The 16625-nt window shown below is 61.4% G+C and carries 17 protein-coding genes; 7 read left to right on the forward strand and 10 right to left on the reverse strand.

Annotated elements, in window-relative coordinates:
* Window positions 1-3: 3 nt before the first annotated feature.
* From lysA to IPI01_13765, 4 genes are read right to left on the reverse strand one after another with little or no spacing between them, the layout of a single operon-like run.
* A complete protein-coding gene (lysA, locus tag IPI01_13750; protein MBK7258832.1) occupies window positions 4-1323 on the reverse strand; it encodes a diaminopimelate decarboxylase in 1320 nt (439 codons plus the stop codon).
* Window positions 1283-2704, reverse strand: coding sequence for an aminotransferase class V-fold PLP-dependent enzyme (locus tag IPI01_13755; protein MBK7258833.1), 1422 nt, complete (start codon window positions 2702-2704; stop codon window positions 1283-1285). Before IPI01_13755 ends, lysA begins: the two co-directional genes overlap by 41 nt.
* The gene (gene xerD, locus IPI01_13760) at window positions 2688-3644 is read right to left on the reverse strand and encodes a site-specific tyrosine recombinase XerD (protein MBK7258834.1); all 957 of its coding nucleotides are present in this window, start codon (window positions 3642-3644) and stop codon (window positions 2688-2690) included. Before xerD ends, IPI01_13755 begins: the two co-directional genes overlap by 17 nt.
* Window positions 3641-6010, reverse strand: a complete 2370-nt coding sequence (locus tag IPI01_13765; protein ID MBK7258835.1) for an HDIG domain-containing protein — start codon at window positions 6008-6010, stop codon at window positions 3641-3643. Before IPI01_13765 ends, xerD begins: the two co-directional genes overlap by 4 nt.
* A gap of 97 nt (window positions 6011-6107) precedes the next feature.
* Here IPI01_13765 and IPI01_13770 point away from each other — a divergent pair, with 97 nt between their 5' ends.
* Genes IPI01_13770 through IPI01_13800 form a run of 7 tightly spaced genes read left to right on the forward strand, consistent with a single transcriptional unit; the run spans window position 6108 to window position 10894 of the window.
* Window positions 6108-7055 (forward strand): hypothetical protein, encoded by a 948-nt coding sequence (locus IPI01_13770; GenBank protein ID MBK7258836.1) that lies wholly within the window; start codon window positions 6108-6110, stop codon window positions 7053-7055.
* A complete protein-coding gene (locus tag IPI01_13775) occupies window positions 7052-7324 on the forward strand; it encodes a hypothetical protein (GenBank protein ID MBK7258837.1) in 273 nt (90 codons plus the stop codon). The genes IPI01_13770 and IPI01_13775 overlap by 4 nt, the downstream gene beginning before the upstream one ends.
* Before the next feature lie 4 nt (window positions 7325-7328).
* Window positions 7329-8030 carry an HAD-IA family hydrolase gene (locus IPI01_13780; GenBank protein ID MBK7258838.1) on the forward strand — a complete coding sequence of 234 codons (702 nt, stop codon included), beginning with the start codon at window positions 7329-7331 and terminating at the stop codon, window positions 8028-8030.
* Entirely contained in the window at window positions 8027-8401 is a 375-nt protein-coding gene (gene acpS, locus IPI01_13785) for a holo-ACP synthase (protein ID MBK7258839.1), read from the forward strand. Before IPI01_13780 ends, acpS begins: the two co-directional genes overlap by 4 nt.
* A complete protein-coding gene (locus tag IPI01_13790) occupies window positions 8398-9864 on the forward strand; it encodes a HAMP domain-containing protein (GenBank protein ID MBK7258840.1) in 1467 nt (488 codons plus the stop codon). Before acpS ends, IPI01_13790 begins: the two co-directional genes overlap by 4 nt.
* A complete protein-coding gene (locus IPI01_13795) occupies window positions 9861-10454 on the forward strand; it encodes a hypothetical protein (protein MBK7258841.1) in 594 nt (197 codons plus the stop codon). The genes IPI01_13790 and IPI01_13795 overlap by 4 nt, the downstream gene beginning before the upstream one ends.
* 56 nt (window positions 10455-10510) lie before the next feature.
* Window positions 10511-10894, forward strand: a complete 384-nt coding sequence (locus IPI01_13800; protein MBK7258842.1) for a MerR family transcriptional regulator — start codon at window positions 10511-10513, stop codon at window positions 10892-10894.
* Window positions 10895-10897: 3 nt separating this feature from the next.
* Here the strand turns inward: IPI01_13800 and IPI01_13805 are convergent, their stop codons facing one another.
* From IPI01_13805 to ccoN, 6 genes are read right to left on the reverse strand one after another with little or no spacing between them, the layout of a single operon-like run.
* Window positions 10898-11611, reverse strand: a complete 714-nt coding sequence (locus IPI01_13805) for a sulfite exporter TauE/SafE family protein (protein MBK7258843.1) — start codon at window positions 11609-11611, stop codon at window positions 10898-10900.
* A complete protein-coding gene (locus IPI01_13810; GenBank protein ID MBK7258844.1) occupies window positions 11611-12066 on the reverse strand; it encodes a FixH family protein in 456 nt (151 codons plus the stop codon). Before IPI01_13810 ends, IPI01_13805 begins: the two co-directional genes overlap by 1 nt.
* A complete protein-coding gene (ccoG, locus tag IPI01_13815) occupies window positions 12059-13510 on the reverse strand; it encodes a cytochrome c oxidase accessory protein CcoG (protein ID MBK7258845.1) in 1452 nt (483 codons plus the stop codon). Before ccoG ends, IPI01_13810 begins: the two co-directional genes overlap by 8 nt.
* Entirely contained in the window at window positions 13507-14295 is a 789-nt protein-coding gene (locus IPI01_13820; GenBank protein ID MBK7258846.1) for a c-type cytochrome, read from the reverse strand. Before IPI01_13820 ends, ccoG begins: the two co-directional genes overlap by 4 nt.
* Complete coding sequence (locus IPI01_13825; protein MBK7258847.1) at window positions 14292-14489, reverse strand: hypothetical protein; 198 nt, start codon at window positions 14487-14489, stop codon at window positions 14292-14294. Before IPI01_13825 ends, IPI01_13820 begins: the two co-directional genes overlap by 4 nt.
* Before the next feature lie 12 nt (window positions 14490-14501).
* On the reverse strand, window positions 14502-16619 hold the full coding sequence (gene ccoN / locus IPI01_13830) for a cytochrome-c oxidase, cbb3-type subunit I (protein ID MBK7258848.1): 2118 nt from the start codon (window positions 16617-16619) through the stop codon (window positions 14502-14504).
* Window positions 16620-16625: the final 6 nt, after the last annotated feature.

Genomic DNA, 16625 nt, shown 5'->3' on the forward strand with positions numbered 1-16625 from the left:
CTCTTAGAGTTCTTCCACGGACTGACGTGGCCGGATGACCGTGTGTGTGCTGCCGTCGACCAGCACTTCGGCAGGGCGCGGACGTGCGTTGTAGGTCGACGACTGCACGAACCCGTATGCACCCGCGCACATGAGCGCCATCAGGTCGCCGCGCTTCAACACCTGGATGCGCCGGTCGTGCGCGAAGAAGTCGCCCGACTCGCACACCGGGCCAACCACATCCACGGTCTCGAATGGCGGTCCGACCAGCTCCACGGGGACGATCTGATGGTGGGAATGATACAGCGCCGGACGGATCAGGTCGTTCATCGCACCATCCTGGATCAGGAAGATCTTCTCCGCTGTCTCCTTCCTGTACAACACGCGTGTCAGCAGTACGCCTCCGTGGGCAACGATCGAACGCCCGGGCTGGATGGACACCGTGCATCCGAGCGAGCGCAGGACCTCCACCGCCGGTTCCAGGAGTTCTGCGGTGCTGAGGTGTGCTTCCTCTGCATGTTCGGCCGGCAGGGATCGGTGATGCACGAACCCATGATACTGGATACCGAATCCACCGCCGAAATCCACATCATGGATAGGCAAACCCGCGGCACGCAGATCGCCCACGAGGCCGGCGATCGCTTCTGCCGCCTTCTCGAAGACCGCCGGCTTGGTGATCTGGGAGCCAATGTGGCTATGCACGCCGCCGACATCGATGTTGGACAATGTTGCCGCATGGCGGAGGACCTCCAGCGCGCGCGCGTGGGGCATGCCGAACTTGTTGTGGCGCAGGCTGGTCGAAACGTACGCATGTCCACCCGCATCGATGTCCAGGTTCACGCGGAGGAGGATCCGCGCTCGGCGGTTGACCTTCGCGGCGAGCTCGTTGATGACCTCGATCTCCTGCGTGGACTCAACGTTGAAGGCGAGGATGCCCTGCTCGAGTGCGTACAGGATCTCATCGTCCCGCTTCCCCACGCCGCTGAAGGTGCACCGGTTGGGCGGGAACCCTTCCTGCAACGCGCGCCAGAGCTCTCCACGCGAACCCACATCGGCACCGAGACCCTCCGCCGCGATCAGACGCAGCAGCGCGGGGTTGGCGTTCGCCTTGACCGCGTAGTACGTCAGGTGCGGGAGGCCACGGAATGCCTGTTCGATCCTCCGGATGTCGTCGAGGATCGCCTTTCTGCTGTAGACATACAGCGGCGTGCCGTATGCCGCGGCAAGTGCATCGAAGGAGACATCCTCGACGAAGAACTTCCTGTCACGATATCCGTACACGCTCACGGTCGTTGTTTCCTTTTCAGAGATGATAGCGGAAATATCGCGAAAAGTCAGGTGCATAGCCATCGGCATGGAATGCACCCGACGCCATGTTCTGCCGGTAGGTGCCGCGGTACTCGCCACGCTGGATGCGCTGGAGCATGGCAACGAGCGCGTCGATGTCCGCCTCGTTCGAATAACAGCCGAGGCTGGCTCGCACCATACCCGGCATGCGGCTCTTGTTCCCGGCGATCACTTCTTCCGTGAAGATACGGTCCTCTTCCGCGGTCACCCCCAGCATATGCTTCACATACGGATGTGCGCAGAAGCAACCGTTGCGGACCCCGATCCCCCCTTCGATGCCGAGGATGGCGGACACCAGGCTGTTGTGCTTGCCGTCCAGATTGAACGTGATGGCCCCGACCTTCTGTCCGAAATCGGCCGGTCTGCCGTACAGGATGATCCCCGGCACCCGTTCGAGGGCATCATAGGAATACCGCAGCAGCTCCGTCTCATGGCGCGCGATCGTATCCATGCCCACCGCTTCAAGGACCCCTATGGCGGCAGCAAGCGCAACGCCGCCGATGACGTTGGGCGTGCCTGCTTCATCCTTATGCGGTGGATCGTTCCATCGCACACTCTCCAGCGTCACGATCTCCACCACACCACCGCCCACCATGTCCGGTTCACCCTGCGCGAAGAACGCTTTCGGACCGATGAGCGCACCGGTACCGAACGGCGCATACATCTTATGGGCCGAGAGCGCAACGAAATCGATGTGCCGCGGATCGCTCTCCGGCAGCATCGCCACCTTCCGGTGGGGGGCAAGCTGCGCGGCATCCACGAAGATCTGCGCACCGGCTTCGTGTGCCCAGACCGCGATGTCGTACACCGGCGAGACGAATCCTGTGATGTTCGATGCACCGGTCACCGCCACCAGTTTGACCCGGCCGCGATGCTCCTTCAGTGCTGCACGGAGCTGCGCGAGGTCCAGATGGCCGTCGGGCAACACGCCGCAATGGATGACACGGCAATGTTTGCGCCACGGCAGATCGTTGGAATGATGCTCCATGGCGGTGGTGATGACGATGTCGTCCGGCCCGAGCCCGGCCCGGTTGGCCAGCTTGTTCACACATTCGGTGGTGTTCTTCAGGAAGATCACGGTGTTGGTCGCCAGGTCGGCCCCCACGAACCGTCCCACGGCATCGTGTGCGGCGTCGAAGATCTCTGTGGCAAGGACGGATTTGAACCCCGTGCCACGATGGACGCCCGAGTACCAGGGGAGGAAGTCCTCGATGCATCGGAGGACGCGCCGGAACGATGGCGTGCTGGCAGCATTGTCCAGGAAGATATACGGGCGCTCGGTCCCGTCCAGCAATGGCACCGGCGTATCGATGCCCACGATATCTGCGCGGAGGTCGGCGAGCGTCAACGGTGCGGTGTCGTCAATGTGTCTGAACATGGTTCTTGCTTCTGCTATGGGATGGGCCGTCACCCGCGCCGCTGCGCGGATGATATTTATCGTATTCCTGTTTCAGGTACGATCGATCGATGTGCGTGTACACCTGTGTCGTGGAAATGTCCGCGTGCCCGAGCATCTCCTGCACGGCCCGGAGGTCCGCTCCTCCCTCGAGCAGGTGCGTTGCAAAAGAATGCCGGAATGTGTGCGGATGCACCTCACGGGTGACGCCTGCTTTCCGCGCGTACTGTTGCACAAGGTTCCAGATGGCGACGCGCGTGAGCGGAGACCCCCGCATGTTCAGGAAGAGGGCATCCTGCGCCGCCGTGCGGCGCACGAGCAGGATGCGCGTCTCCGACCGGTACCGCGCGATCCACGTGAGTGCCGACGGGCCGATGGGCACGAGCCGTTCCTTGGACCCCTTGCCGAACACACGGATGATGCCGTCCCCGGCGTACACTTCTGCCTGTCGCAGGGTGACGAGTTCGGTGACCCGGATCCCTGTCGCATACAGCACTTCAAGGATCGCGCGGTCGCGGACCCACAGGTTCTTCCGGTCGCCTTTCGCCGGGGCCGGCTGTTCCAGGATCATCTCCACCTCTTCACGCGTGAGCACCCCCGGCAGCGTCCGGCTCTTCCGCGGCGACTCCAGCGTTTCGGTCGGGTCGGTGGCAACGATACCGTCGGCAAGCAGGAACCGGTGGAATCCCCGCAGCGCGGACAGCGAACGCGTCACGGAACGTGGTGCGAGGCCATCGGCCTGCAGCGACTGCAGGAAGCGTGCGGTGACATCCACGGTGATCCCGTCAGGCGTTGCGATGCCTTCTGTCTTCAGGAAACGCATATACCGTTCGAGGTCGCGCCTGTAGGAAGCGATGGTGTTGGGGGAAGCGTTCTTTTCGAGCGCAAGGTAGTGGAGGTATTCTCCCACCCGGCCGGTCATTGCTCGCCACCACGGTCCGGCGTGGGAACCTCCGGAGGCGACATCTCTTCGGGTGCCGGAGGAAGCGGTTTGGGCCTGGGCTTCCGAATGCGCGGCGGCTTCGCTGCTTCCGGATACTTCACGCGGGTATGATAGATACCGACGAGGACGCCGAGGAATGCCGCCTTGACCTTCGTCAGGTCGCTGAGAGTGAGCGGACACTCATCGAGTTCGCCTTCATCCAGGCGGCGCTTGACCAGTTCATCGATCGCATCGGCAAGCCGCTGCGGTGTGGGCTCTTCGATCGTGCGGACCGCCGCTTCGACCGCATCCGCCAGCATCATGATGCCGGTCTCGCGGGTCTGCGGCTTCGGGCCGGGGTAGCGGTAATCCTGCTCGTTGATCTCGTCGAGCTTGGTCTCGTCCTCCGAGCTCTCCGCCAGCTTCAGCGCCTTATTATAGAAGTAGTCGATGCGCGTGGTCCCATGATGCATCGGGATGAAATCGATCACCTCCTCGGGAAGCTTGTACTCGCGCCCCAGCGCGATGCCATCCTTCACGTGGGCCGCGATGATGAGCGAGCTCATGCGGGGCGACAACTTATCGTGCCGGCTGCGCGACCCCTTCTGATTCTCCACGAAGTAGGTCGGTTTCTCCACCTTGCCGATGTCGTGGAAGTACGCGCCCACACGGACGAGCACTTCATTCGCGCCCACCGACGCCGCGGCGGCCTCCGCCAGACTGGCGATCGACATGGAGTGATGGTAGGTCCCCGGGGTCTTTTCCGCGAGCATGCGCAGGAGCGGATGGTTGAAATGCGCCAGTTCCATCAGGGTAAGGTCGGTCGTGACCTTGAAGACGCGCTCCAGGAAGATAAGGAGCCCGTAGGTGAGCACCGGCGAGACGACGGCGTTCGCCAGCGCGAACGTCAATTGCTCGATGATGACCGACGCCGGTTCATACCGTTCCATCCCGAGCGCGATGATCGCGGTTGCATAGCCGGTGAAGATGAACCCGAGCGACCGGAAGAGCTGGGTCCGGTTCTTCATGTCGCGCACCGAGTACACCGAGAGTGCGCCGGCCACCATCGATGCGAGGGCGATGGAGTAATCGTTGCCCCGGATGCCGGCGACGACGAAGGCGATGATGACGGTGCCGTAAAACCCCACGCGCGAGTCGAAGATGATCGTGAGGAGCATCGCTGCCGCCGGTACGGCGATCAGATATTCGATCGGCGTCGTCACATCCAGCTCGCGCGACAGATAGGCGAACGACCCCTCCATCAGGATCAGGAGGGCGATCAGGGCGAGTTTCCGGTTATTGGTGAAGATGCGCTTCCGGAAGAGATACAGATAGATGCCGTACAGGACGATGACGATCGTGACGTGGAGCGTCGTGCCGATCAACTGGAACACATTGTCCGACGCCGGTCCGCGTTCCGCTTTGATGCGCCGGAGGGATTCGAGTTTCAGGCGGGTCTCGGCGGTGATCCGCTCATGCTTGCTGACGACGCGTTCATTCTCCTGGACGTACCCGATGGTGCGCGGGATCGCGTCGATCGCGGTCGTCATCGCCTGCACCGTCGCCGCCTCGCTGAAGCGGACGTTCGGCATGGCATGCACGACGGCGATCTTGTAGGAGAGGCTGAGAGAGTCGTTGTTGGTACGATAGTGCTGCAGGAGGCGGGTCTCCAGCAGACTGACCACATCGTTGTGATCGTACAGGCGCGCGACGTTCTGGATCTCCTCGCTGGTACCGCGACGGAGCGCGATCTCCGCCGGAACGACGGTCCCTTTGCTGCGGTCCACGATGCCCACGGTGTACAGTTCGCGGAGCACCGTGGCGATCCGATCGTGCATCCGGCCGAGCCCGCCGTTGGCATCGACCGCCGACAGCAGGTCCCATTCCCGGGGGGTGAACGGGATGTCCAGCGAGGTCGAAAGGCGGTCGAAAAGGATGGAGTCTTCGATCGCGGCGGCATCGCCGCGGCGGACATCCTGCTGATATTGCCGGGAGACCTTCACGGCCTCGGTGGTGCGGCGGAAGAATTCGTTCAGCCGCTGGAGCTGGCGGGTGGCAACGAGGGTGTCACGTTCGAAGACGTGAAGGACCTTCCGCTTCGCTTCGGCAACATCCCGGCCATACTCGCGGTCATCGCGGAAGATCGGGAAGGCAAAGGGGGCGATCAGGTCCTTCTGAGCCCATATGGCGCCGACCTTGAACTCAAGCTCCAGCGATTCGCCACGCGGGAACATGAGGGCAAGGGCGATCAGGAGCCCTGCGACAAGCAGGACCCGCGCCGCCAGGGTTCCCGGGATCTTCAGGAACTCCAGAACCCGGTCCAGGCGGGACCGGAAATGTCCATGTGTGAGATCGAATCGGAGCACAGGTTGTGATTCAATATCCAAAATCTGGAAAAGAGAAGCAATGAATTGAAAATACCGCTAAGGTTTTGTATATTCCGCACGAGGAATCCCCCACTTCATGGACCACTATAACTCTCCTGCCGATGTTCTGCGTGCCCTGGAAACCATTTCCGGCGGCAAGCTGACCCGGCATCGGGATACGGAAACGTTGATCGCGCTCGCGCTTCGTTCGCGCCGCCAGGATCTTCTTGCCGATCTGAGTTTCCATGCCAAGGTTGTCACCGGGACCTCCCGAACTCTCCAGCGGATCGGCCCGGAAGGTACCGGCGCCTCCGCCCTTGCTGCCGAGATGCAGAACGGCCTGGAGAAGGTCAGGGCGCAGGCGGGGGAGTTGCTTCAGGAGGGGAGTGAAGGGGACCGGCAGCATTTTGAGGCGACGTACTTCCAGCTCACGCCCGACGCGCTGCAGAACATCCTCGCCCTGTGTTCCGATCTGGGCTGGTACAAGAACTGGTTGCTGGATACCCGTCCACGGGCGGGCGCACGGCCTTCGGCCCTCTGGCGCGCAGCACTCATCGCGATCGCCATGGGTGCGGTGCTGTGGCTCGGCTCGGTGCACGCACGGGCGCTGATCGCCAACGATCTCCTTGTGCCGGGATCGCTGGAGATGGACCCGACGGTCACTCCCGAGGTCGAACGTCATATCTACCATCAGCTCACGGTTCAAGCGCTGCCGATGATCCCGGGATACCTGCTCGTGCTCGTGGGCAGCATCGTTTTTCTCGCGCGGTCACCCTACCGGCCCCGGGAGCACGGATGGCTCATGATGAGCGCCATTCTCCTCTTTCTGTTCGTCCCGGTGGAGGCGTTCACGATGGTGCTGGATGTCCGTATGGTGCTCTTGGAGTTCTTCGGAAACGGTCAGCTGGGAGAATTCCGGGAGATCTTCCTGGCCCGCATGCAGGCGCTGGCCGGTGCACCACTGATCGCCCAACTGTGTTATTATACGATCATCATCCTTGCCGCGGTGCAACCGTTCCGCAAACAGCACGGTCGCCCCGCATGAAACACGAAGACCTCATCCAGGAATTGCAGACAGCGGCCGCGCAGATCGGCATCACCGTGCGTTGGGAGCGCGGTGATTTCGAAGGCGGGTATTGTATCCTGCGCGACCAGAAGATCTTGCTTATCAACAAGAGGTTGATGCCTGTCCGTAAGGCCGCCGTGCTTGCCACGGCCCTGCACGGTATCGGTCTGGATAACGTCTACCTGAAACCCGCAGTCCGCGAGTTCGTGGAAGACGAAGCAGCGAGAAGCGCACGGATCGCGCACTAACACCATGATCAAAGCGGTCATTTTTGATCTCGACAACACGCTCGTCGATTTTATGAGCATGAAACGGCAGGCCGTCACGGCCGCCATCAATGCCATGATCGACGCAGGACTCGGCCTGTCCATGACGCAGGTCCAGGCACGCATCGATGCGATCTACAAAGAGCGTGGGATCGAGTTCCAGAACGTCTTCGATCAACTCCTCTATGATATCTTCCAGAAGGTGGACTACAAGATCCTGTCCGCCGGCATCATCGCCTACCGGCGTGCCCGGGAAGCCGCTCTTGTCCCCTATCCCCATGTGACCATGACGCTCGTCGCGCTCATCAAGCGCGGCATCCGCCTCGCCGTGGTGTCCGATGCCCCGGGCCGCGAGGCGTGGCTCCGGCTCTGTTACCTGGATTTTCATCACCTGTTCGACGGTGTTGTCACCTTTGAAGACACCGGCGAGCGGAAACCCAGCCCCGCCCCCTTCCTCCGCGCCCTCACGATGCTGAAGGTCACGCCGGAAGAAACGATCATGGTGGGCGATTGGGCCGAACGCGATATGGTGGGCGCAGCGCAACTCGGGATCACCACGGTCTTCGCACGGTACGGTGACACGTTCGGAACGGTCGACTCCCATGCACGCTATGAATTGAATGACGTTTCGGAGCTGCTGGACGTGATCGACCGGGAGAATGCCATCGCCCGCGAGAGGGACGCATGATCCGCGGCATCGGCGTGGATATCGTCGATATCGAGCGTGTACGCGCCCTCGTGGACGCTGAGGGCGATCGGTTCCTCAACAAGGTCTTCACCAGCACGGAGATCGCGTACTGCAACGGCAAGGCACGCCGGCACCAGCATTTCGCCGCACGTTTCGCCGCAAAGGAAGCGGTCAGCAAAGCGCTCGCCACAGGATGGGCGGGCGATTTTCGATGGAAGGACGTGGAGGTTACGAACGACCCGACCGGGCAACCCCGTATCTCCCTCCACGGCCAGCTCCGTGAGCATATCGGCTCTGCACGTATCCAGATCTCGCTGTCCCATGCCGACAATCACGTGGTCGCCATGGCAGTCATCGAGGAGACACCATGAAGGTTTCTCTCTCCTGGAAGATGGCACTCGGCTTCGGACTCATCGCCGCAGCCATCCTCCTCGTCACCGGCTTCCTCCTCATCAGCCTCGATTCCGTCTCCACGGCCGTCACCACGACGCTTGCCGCGGACGTCGCCACGATCGATAAGGCACGTGGCCTCCATGAACTGCTGAACGAAGAAGAGCGGAACGCCCAGAAATTCCTCCTCACGCGCGACCCGGCCTATCTCCGCATCTACGCACGGACACGCCTCCTGGCCCTGGACCGGCTGGATTCCCTTGAGACGGTCCTGAACGATACCATCGAGTTTGCCACGCTCGAGGAGATCCGCCGCGTGCATTCCTGGCTCGACGTGGCCGTCCCTGCCCGCACCCGGCACCCGCAGCTGCGCAACGGTCAGATCATGGACAGCCTCGACATCGCGCACAGCGGACTCGATCTCCTGGTGGTCCTGAACCAGAATGCGATCGCCCGATCGGTGGCCGCCGTGGAAAAGCATACTGCAACGATCCTGGAGAAGAGCACGGTCCTGCTCCTCGCCGTCCTCGCGATCACGATCATCGTCGCCTTCTTCATTACCATCTCCATCTCGGGACCCCTCACGCGCCTGCGCAAGAGTACCGAACGGATCGCCCGGGGGGATTTCCATACGTTGCCGGTGCGCTCACGCGACGACTTCGGCATGCTGGTGCAATCCTTCAACACGATGAGCGAACGCCTGCGCCGGATCGATGAATACAAGGCCGATGTGATGCAGCAGATCTCCCACGAGCTCCGGACGCCGCTGCAGGCGATGTACGCCATCTACTATATGCTGGCGGAACAGGTGGCGGGCCCTCTGAACGACCGCCAGAGATCGTTGCTCACCGCGATCCGCGACAACATCGACCTGCTCTCCACCTTCAGCAATCAGTTCCTGGACCTCGCGAAGATCGAAGCCGGCATGATGCAGTTCCACCGCCAGCCGGTCGACCTCCTCTCGGTCATCACCCCCGTCATCAACAATGCGCGCCTGATCGCTTCACAGAAGGAGATCAACATCGGACTCGCCGCGCAGGCGGTACCCAAGATCTCGGCGGATCCGGAGAAGGTGGTGACGGTCCTGAACAACCTGTTGAGCAATGCGGTCAAGTTCACGCCCCAGGGCGGGAACATCACGGTGACGCTCAGTCCATGCGAGGACGGAGCACGGATCGCCGTGAAGGACTCGGGGATCGGGATCGACCCCGAGGATGTCCCCCGCCTCTTCACGAAATTCTTCCAGGCAAAGAACGTCTCACAGATCAATGTCAAAGGCACCGGCGTTGGTCTCGCGCTCGTCAAAGCCATTGTGGATGGCCATGGCGGCAGGGTCTTCGCCGCGAGCGCGGTCGGCCAGGGATCCACGTTCACTGTGGAACTCCCCACCGAACCCACCACGGTTGCAGCCGCTGGCGCGACAGTCCAGCCCCGGAGTACATGACAATGTCGACGCGTGGCATCCTTCTCCTTTCAGCCGCCGCCCTCCTCTCCCTGTGTTCGGTAAGCTGCGTTCCCCCGACGGATACGAGTCTGAGTGCTCTTCCGGCGGTGTCGGATGCGGACCGGCAGCTTGCACTGGCGAGTTCGTTCGTTCAGGGGGGCGACTTCAAACGGGCCCTGCACATCTACACCATGGTGGCCGACGACAATCCGCTGTCCCCTGCAGGGGCAACGGCAACCCAGATGGCCGGCCTGGTCATGACGACCCTGCGCAATCCCGCACGGAGCGATTCCGTCGGCGCAGTGTGGTTCCGGAAGGCCCTGGCGCGGACACGCTCCACCGACCAGCGCCTCCAGACCGAAGTCCCCCTTGCCCTGATCGACCGGCTTGCCCTGCAAACCGCCGAGATGCGCCGCCACAGGGCTATTGTGGACAGCCTCCAGAGGGTGATACGCCGGCAATCCGGCACGATCCTGTCGCAGACACGCCGCCTCCAGGACATGGAGCGGGAGGTCGTCGCCGCCAAGGGACAGGTCCAGAAACTCAAGGAGCTGGACGAGAACCTTTCCCGCACCCGGGGCACCCGGTAGTAGGTTCGTTGCTTCTCTCCGCCGGATTATGTATACTTTCTCCAGACGGACCGCATATGAAATCTCTCGGCATAAAAAAGCTGTACTACTCCATCAGTGAGGTGAGCAAGATCACCGATCTGGAGCAGTACGTTCTGCGCTACTGGGAGTCGGAGTTCGACCAGCTGAAGCCGGCCAAGAACCGGGCGGGAAACCGCATCTACACGAACCGCGACATCAAGCTTATCCTCTACATCAAGAAGCTCCTGCGCGATGAGCGGTACACCATCGAAGGGGCAAAGCAGGTCCTGAAGACGTTCACGCCGGAAGTGGACACCGGTGAGCAACTCGAGCTGATCGATCCGCCGAAGCAGCGGACGAAGATCAAGGATGAACAACTCCGCGCCGATGTCCTCGAAACAAAGCAGTTCCTCGAAGATCTCCTCAAGAAACTGAACTGACCGTCACTCCGGTTCGCAACACTCCATCCGTTCGTGCTGCGGCTCCTCCACGACCTTCGGGCTCACATAGGGGATGCCCAGGTTCAATCCGCGCAGCAGGATCAACACCGCGACCACGACGCTGAAGACCGGCAGCACCGCATGAAGCCGTTTCCGCAGGCCTCCCTGGAGCTGCTTGCCCAGAAGTGAGATCGTCAGCATCATCGGCACGGTTCCCATGCCGAACCCCGCCATGAACATCACACCCTGCATCATCGTCCCGGTGGTCATCGCCGCGGCAACGGCCATATACACCAGTCCGCACGGCAACAGTCCGTTCACCAACCCCAACAGAAACATCGCGAGCAGCGACGATCGTTGAAGAAGCGAGCCGATGGCCCGGCGGACGGGACCGGTGAGACGATCGAGAAGGGATGACCCGCCGGGGATCCACCGTGCGACCGACGGCACCAGTGCGAAGAGGAGCAAGAGGACGCCAAGCACGATCGAGACGGTCTGCTGCGCACCCGCCAGGAAGAGCTTCCGTCCGACAGCCCCCGCGATCGCACCAAGGGCCATGTACGTCACCGTGCGCCCGACATTATAGAGCAGACGGCCGGTGATGTACCGTAGCCGCGCGTCCGGTGGCACGGGCAATGCCAGCGCCAATGGACCGCACATCCCGGCACAATGCAGACTGCCAACAAGGCCCACCATCAATCCTGCGAGGATCTCCATCACGGCACCATGAATGGTTGTTCCATGTAGTATTCTTCGCCTCGCATGGTCCACTGGACCTGGATGCGCCACAGGCCGGACGAGAGGTGCGTGAACGGCATCGCCTGCTGTGCGGCGCTGTCGGCCACGATCGGCAGAGAACGATCCGCCGACCGGTCGGAAGGACGGTACAGCAGTACATGCCCTTCCCCCGCCATCGATGCCATAGCGCGGGGATACTGCACGATGATCGCTCCGGGTGTGGTGACGAAACCGGCATCCCGGCCCAGCGCGCGTGTCCGCTCCATCGCCTTGATCCGCGTCTGGTACCCGAGCTCTTTCTCGTAGTACGTGTCCGTCACCAGATTCACATCCTGCGTCATCAGATAGCCCGTCACGCTGAGCATCACCACCAGAAAGACGGCGATCACCAGGACGATGCCGAGCGGCCAGCGGTTCTTGGTTGTCTTACTCATGACCGCCTTCATGCTCATGGTCAGCATCCTTCTTGTGCTTCACCGGACCGAGGAACGTTGTCGCGATCCTCTGGATAAGCACCGTATCGGCGAAGATACCGATGGTGATGGGCGTGGACATCCTGCGGATCCCGTCCTGCGGAAGGACGACAAGGACCTTGCTCTGCATCACGCCCTGCGACGGTGCCACCAGCGGCCCACCGACGATCTCCACCTCGCCTGCCGGTTCCAGCAGGCGGAGCGTGACCGGTACATCATTGAACATCTTGTTCAGTACCTTCAGGTCGTACACGTTGCTGATGCGGTCGTCGGGAAGTTCCTGGAACATCATCCCCGGCGTTCGCAGGACGGTCACGTCCAGCGGCGTGCGCCGGATGAGCAGGATCGTGAGCACGGCAATGAGCACGGCCAGGACGGCCGTGTAGCCGATGACACGCGCGGTCCATCGGAACCCTGCCCCCTGCGTGATCCCGTTCGCCGAGGCGTACCGTATCAGCCCGCGCGGCTTCTTGATGCCGTCCATGATGGTGTCGCAGGCATCGATGCATGCCGTGCAATTGACGCATTCAAGCTGCGTACCGTTCCGGATGTCGATGCCCGTCGGACACACATCCACGCACTGATGGCAATCGATGCAATCGCCCTCCTGACGCACCTGATCGCGGCGCAACTTCCCACGCGGTTCTCCACGCACATGGTCATACGCGATAACGATCGAGTTCCGGTCGAGCAACACCCCCTGCAGCCGGCCATACGGACAGACCAGGATGCACGCCTGCTCGCGGAACCAGGAGAATATCCAGTAGAACACCACCGAGAAGCCGACGACCGCAGTGAAGAGGCCGATATTGTTCGCCGGAGGCTCGCTGACCAGCTTGCCGAGTTCGTCGATCCCCACGACATACGCGAGAAGGGTATTCGCGATCAGGAAGGAGACCGCAGCATAGATGGCATATTTCACGGACTTCCGGAAGAGCTTCTTGCCGTTCCAGGACGAGGCGCGAAGGCGTGCCTGTTCGCGGTGATCCCCTTCAACAAAATAGTCGATCTTGCGGAAGACCATCTCCATGAACACGGTTTGCGGGCAGATCCACCCGCAGAACAGGCGTCCGAACACCACGGTGAAGAGGATGATGAAGATGATGCCCGTGATGACCGAAAGCCCGACGAGATAGAAGTCGTGCGGCCCGAACACCGTGCCGAACAGGATGAGTTTTCGCTGGAGGAAGTTGAAGAGGAAGAAGGGATGGTTGCCGATCTTGATGAAAGGAATGCCGAAGAGAATGAGAAGGAGCAGGGCGCTCATCGCGATACGCGCCCGGTGAAACCTTCCCGACGGCGCCTTCGGGAACAACCAGCGCCGTTTGCCCTCCTGACTGACGATGCCGAGCGAGTCCCGGAAACTCCCTTCGGGTCCGGGACCGCTCTGTTCTGATGATGTCATACGGGAGCTTTGGTGGGATCAGATGCCGCTTTGGTCGTATCGGCCGGCGGCACATAGAGGGTGCCTTCCGGCTTCTTTGCGTTGGCGGGATTCGTCCCCTCCAACGAAAGCACGTAACTGGCGATCTCCTGGATCTGCTTCGGCGTGAACACCAGTTGCCAGCTGATCATCCCTTTGGCAGGGACGCCCATCTTGATCGTCGTGTAGACATTCTTGATCCCGCCCCCATTGATCCAGTACTGGTCGGTGAGGTTCGGTCCGACGATACCTCCGCCGGTGGGGCCGTGACAGGAGACGCAGTACTTCTGAAACTCCCCGGCGGCATGCTTCAGGACCTCGGGGTCCTTGATCGGGGCCAGGGCATTCTCATCGATGGTCCCTTCTGATGCGAGGAACACCCGCCGTTGGACATCTGCGGCAGCCAGCTCCGCATTGTACTCGGCCACCATCAGGGGCGACGACGAGAACACATGATAATCCAACAGGTAGACGACACCCCACACAATGGTTGCCAGGAACAGCGTCGTGAACCACGGGGGAATGCGGTTGTCAAGTTCACGGATCCCATCGAACTGGTGGTCGAACTCCTCGACCTCGCCGGTGCTGCCCGTGAGCAGGTACTGCCGCATCCGGGCATAGGCCGCACCCAGGATCACGCGGTCCTCCTCGGGCAGGATGAGCGAGAGGAGGACGATCAACACGGCGAGCGCGGTGATCATGCCGGTCAGCAGCAGCGCGGTTTCTGTGCCTGTCGCGGACAGCAGGAGAAGTACAGTGAGTGTCATCGTGTCACCTCGTGGGATTGCCCGGTGGCTGGCTCCAGGGGATCGAGCGGCATGTGCTCCATGGCACGGACCGAAGCGGCCGGCATCCGGAGTGCACGCCAGAGAATGTAAACGAACAATGCGATGGACGAGAACAGCGACACGATGCCCATGGGCACGGCGGCCTCGAACGATCTCAGATATTCAGCGATCATGTGCGTCCCTCCCTATTGTTTGGTGGGGACTTTGATATCCGTCCCCAGCCGTTGGAGGTATGCGATCAGCGCGATGATCTCTTTGTTCGGTTCTGCCGGCGCGCCGGACTTCATGAGTTCAGCCGCGATCTGCTCTGCCTGCAGGCGCAACTCTTCCGGAGCGCGCTGTTCGTAGCCGGCAGGGTACGGGACACCGACACCACGCAATGCCGAGATCTTGGCCTCGAGGCTCGAGACATCGAGATCGTCCGTCAGCAGCCATGGATACGGCGGCATCAGGGAACCCGGCGACATCGACGTCGGATCGTTCATATGGAGATAATGCCAGAAATGCGGGTACTTGCCCCCCACACGGTGGAGATCCGGGCCCGTGCGCTTGGATCCCCACAGGAACGGATGGTCGTACACATACTCACCCGCTTTGGAATATTCGCCATAACGCTCCGTTTCGGAACGGAACGGCCGGACCATCTGGGAGTGGCAATTGTTGCACCCTTCCCGGATGTAGATGTCCCGCCCTTCCACCTCGAGCGGTGTGTATGGCTTCACACTCGCGATGGTGGGCACATTGCTCTTCACGATGAAGGTCGGGATGATCTCAACAAGCCCGCCAATGAGCACGAGCACAAGCGCGAGCACCGCGAACTGGATCGGTTTCTTCTCGATCCAACGGTGTTTCGACTCCTTGTGCTGCGGGTCCTCGGGTGCAAGTGCCGGAGCCTGGACCTGCTCTTCTGCGATGAAGGCACCCTGCTTCGCGGTCTTGACCAGGTTGTACGCCATGATCACGAAGCCCGTGAGGTACAGTGTCCCGCCGACCGCCCGGACGGCATAGAGCGGAGAGATGCGCAGCACGGTCTCCAGGAAGTTCGGATACTGCAACGTGCCGATGGCGGTGAACTGTTTCCAGAGCAGCGACTGGGTCAGGCCGGAGGTGTACATGGCCACGGCATAGAACACGATGCCGAGGGTGGCGATCCAGAAATGGACGTTCGCAAGCTTCTTTGAATAGAGTTGCGTGTTCCACATCTTCGGGACCAGCCAGTACAGGATGCCGAACGTGAGGAACCCATTCCAACCGAGCGCGCCGACATGCACGTGGGCGACGATCCAGTCGGTGTAATGCATGATGGCATTCACGTTCTTCAGGGAGAGCATCGGCCCTTCGAACGTCGCCATGCCGTACGCGGTCACGGCAACGACCATGAACTTGAGCACCGCATCCTCACGCACCTTGTCCCACGCACCGCGGAGCGTCAGAAGGCCGTTGATCATGCCGCCCCAGGACGGAGCGATGAGCATGATAGAGAAGACCGTCCCGAGCGATTGTGCCCAATCAGGCAATGATGTGTAGAGCAGGTGGTGCGGTCCGGCCCATATGTACAGGAAGATCAGCGACCAGAAGTGGACGATCGACAGGCGATACGAATAGACCGGCCGGTTCGCCGCTTTGGGCAGGAAGTAGTACATCAGTCCGAGGTACGGTGTCGTCAGGAAGAAGGCGACGGCATTGTGGCCATACCACCACTGTACGAGGGCATCCTGGACACCGGCGTACAGCGAGTAACTCTTGAAGAGCGAGACCGGGTTCTCGAAGGAGTTCACGATATGCAGAACGGCGACCGTGACGACCGTGGCGATGTAGAACCAGATGCCCACATACATATGCCGTTCACGGCGTTTGAAGATCGTGCCGAACATATTGATGATGAACACCACCCATATCAGCGCAATGAGGATGTCGATCGGCCACTCGAGCTCGGCGTACTCTTTGGAGGTCGTGATCCCCAGGGCGAGCGTGACGGCAGCAAGCAGGATGATCGATTGCCACCCCCAGAAGTGGATCTTGCTGAGGAGCGGGCTGAACATCGGTGTCTTGCACAGGCGGGGCAGCGAGTAGTAGACGCCCATGAAGATCGCATTCCCGACGAACGCAAAGATGACGGCATTCGTGTGGATGGGACGTATGCGGCCGAAGGTCGTATACGGAAGCGACAGGTTCCAGGACGGGAAGACGAGGTCGAACGCGACGAGCAACCCCACGAGCATCCCGATGAAACCCCATCCGACCGACGCGATGGCGAAATTACGCACGATCCGGTTGTCGTACGAGAAGGTCTGTATCTCCATGGTGCC

The organism is Ignavibacteriota bacterium (genome assembly GCA_016707525.1).
In the GTDB taxonomy this organism is placed as follows: Bacteria; Bacteroidota; Ignavibacteria; order UBA10030; family UBA6906; genus JAGDMK01.

What these genes read in the sequence shown, in the direction of transcription:
- IPI01_13810 (MBK7258844.1), bottom strand. Translation starts at nt 12,066, where the DNA reads ATGAGTAAGACAACCAAGAACCGCTGGCCGCTCGGCATCGTCCTGGTG.
- IPI01_13770 (MBK7258836.1), top strand. Translation starts at nt 6,108, where the DNA reads ATGGACCACTATAACTCTCCTGCCGATGTTCTGCGTGCCCTGGAAACC.
- IPI01_13825 (MBK7258847.1), bottom strand. Translation starts at nt 14,489, where the DNA reads ATGATCGCTGAATATCTGAGATCGTTCGAGGCCGCCGTGCCCATGGGC.
- IPI01_13780 (MBK7258838.1), top strand. Translation starts at nt 7,329, where the DNA reads ATGATCAAAGCGGTCATTTTTGATCTCGACAACACGCTCGTCGATTTT.
- ccoN (MBK7258848.1), bottom strand. Translation starts at nt 16,619, where the DNA reads ATGGAGATACAGACCTTCTCGTACGACAACCGGATCGTGCGTAATTTC.
- lysA (MBK7258832.1), bottom strand. Translation starts at nt 1,323, where the DNA reads ATGCACCTGACTTTTCGCGATATTTCCGCTATCATCTCTGAAAAGGAA.
- acpS (MBK7258839.1), top strand. Translation starts at nt 8,027, where the DNA reads ATGATCCGCGGCATCGGCGTGGATATCGTCGATATCGAGCGTGTACGC.
- IPI01_13800 (MBK7258842.1), top strand. Translation starts at nt 10,511, where the DNA reads ATGAAATCTCTCGGCATAAAAAAGCTGTACTACTCCATCAGTGAGGTG.
- IPI01_13755 (MBK7258833.1), bottom strand. Translation starts at nt 2,704, where the DNA reads ATGTTCAGACACATTGACGACACCGCACCGTTGACGCTCGCCGACCTC.
- xerD (MBK7258834.1), bottom strand. Translation starts at nt 3,644, where the DNA reads ATGACCGGCCGGGTGGGAGAATACCTCCACTACCTTGCGCTCGAAAAG.
- IPI01_13820 (MBK7258846.1), bottom strand. Translation starts at nt 14,295, where the DNA reads ATGACACTCACTGTACTTCTCCTGCTGTCCGCGACAGGCACAGAAACC.
- IPI01_13795 (MBK7258841.1), top strand. Translation starts at nt 9,861, where the DNA reads ATGACAATGTCGACGCGTGGCATCCTTCTCCTTTCAGCCGCCGCCCTC.
- IPI01_13790 (MBK7258840.1), top strand. Translation starts at nt 8,398, where the DNA reads ATGAAGGTTTCTCTCTCCTGGAAGATGGCACTCGGCTTCGGACTCATC.
- ccoG (MBK7258845.1), bottom strand. Translation starts at nt 13,510, where the DNA reads ATGACATCATCAGAACAGAGCGGTCCCGGACCCGAAGGGAGTTTCCGG.
- IPI01_13775 (MBK7258837.1), top strand. Translation starts at nt 7,052, where the DNA reads ATGAAACACGAAGACCTCATCCAGGAATTGCAGACAGCGGCCGCGCAG.
- IPI01_13805 (MBK7258843.1), bottom strand. Translation starts at nt 11,611, where the DNA reads ATGGAGATCCTCGCAGGATTGATGGTGGGCCTTGTTGGCAGTCTGCAT.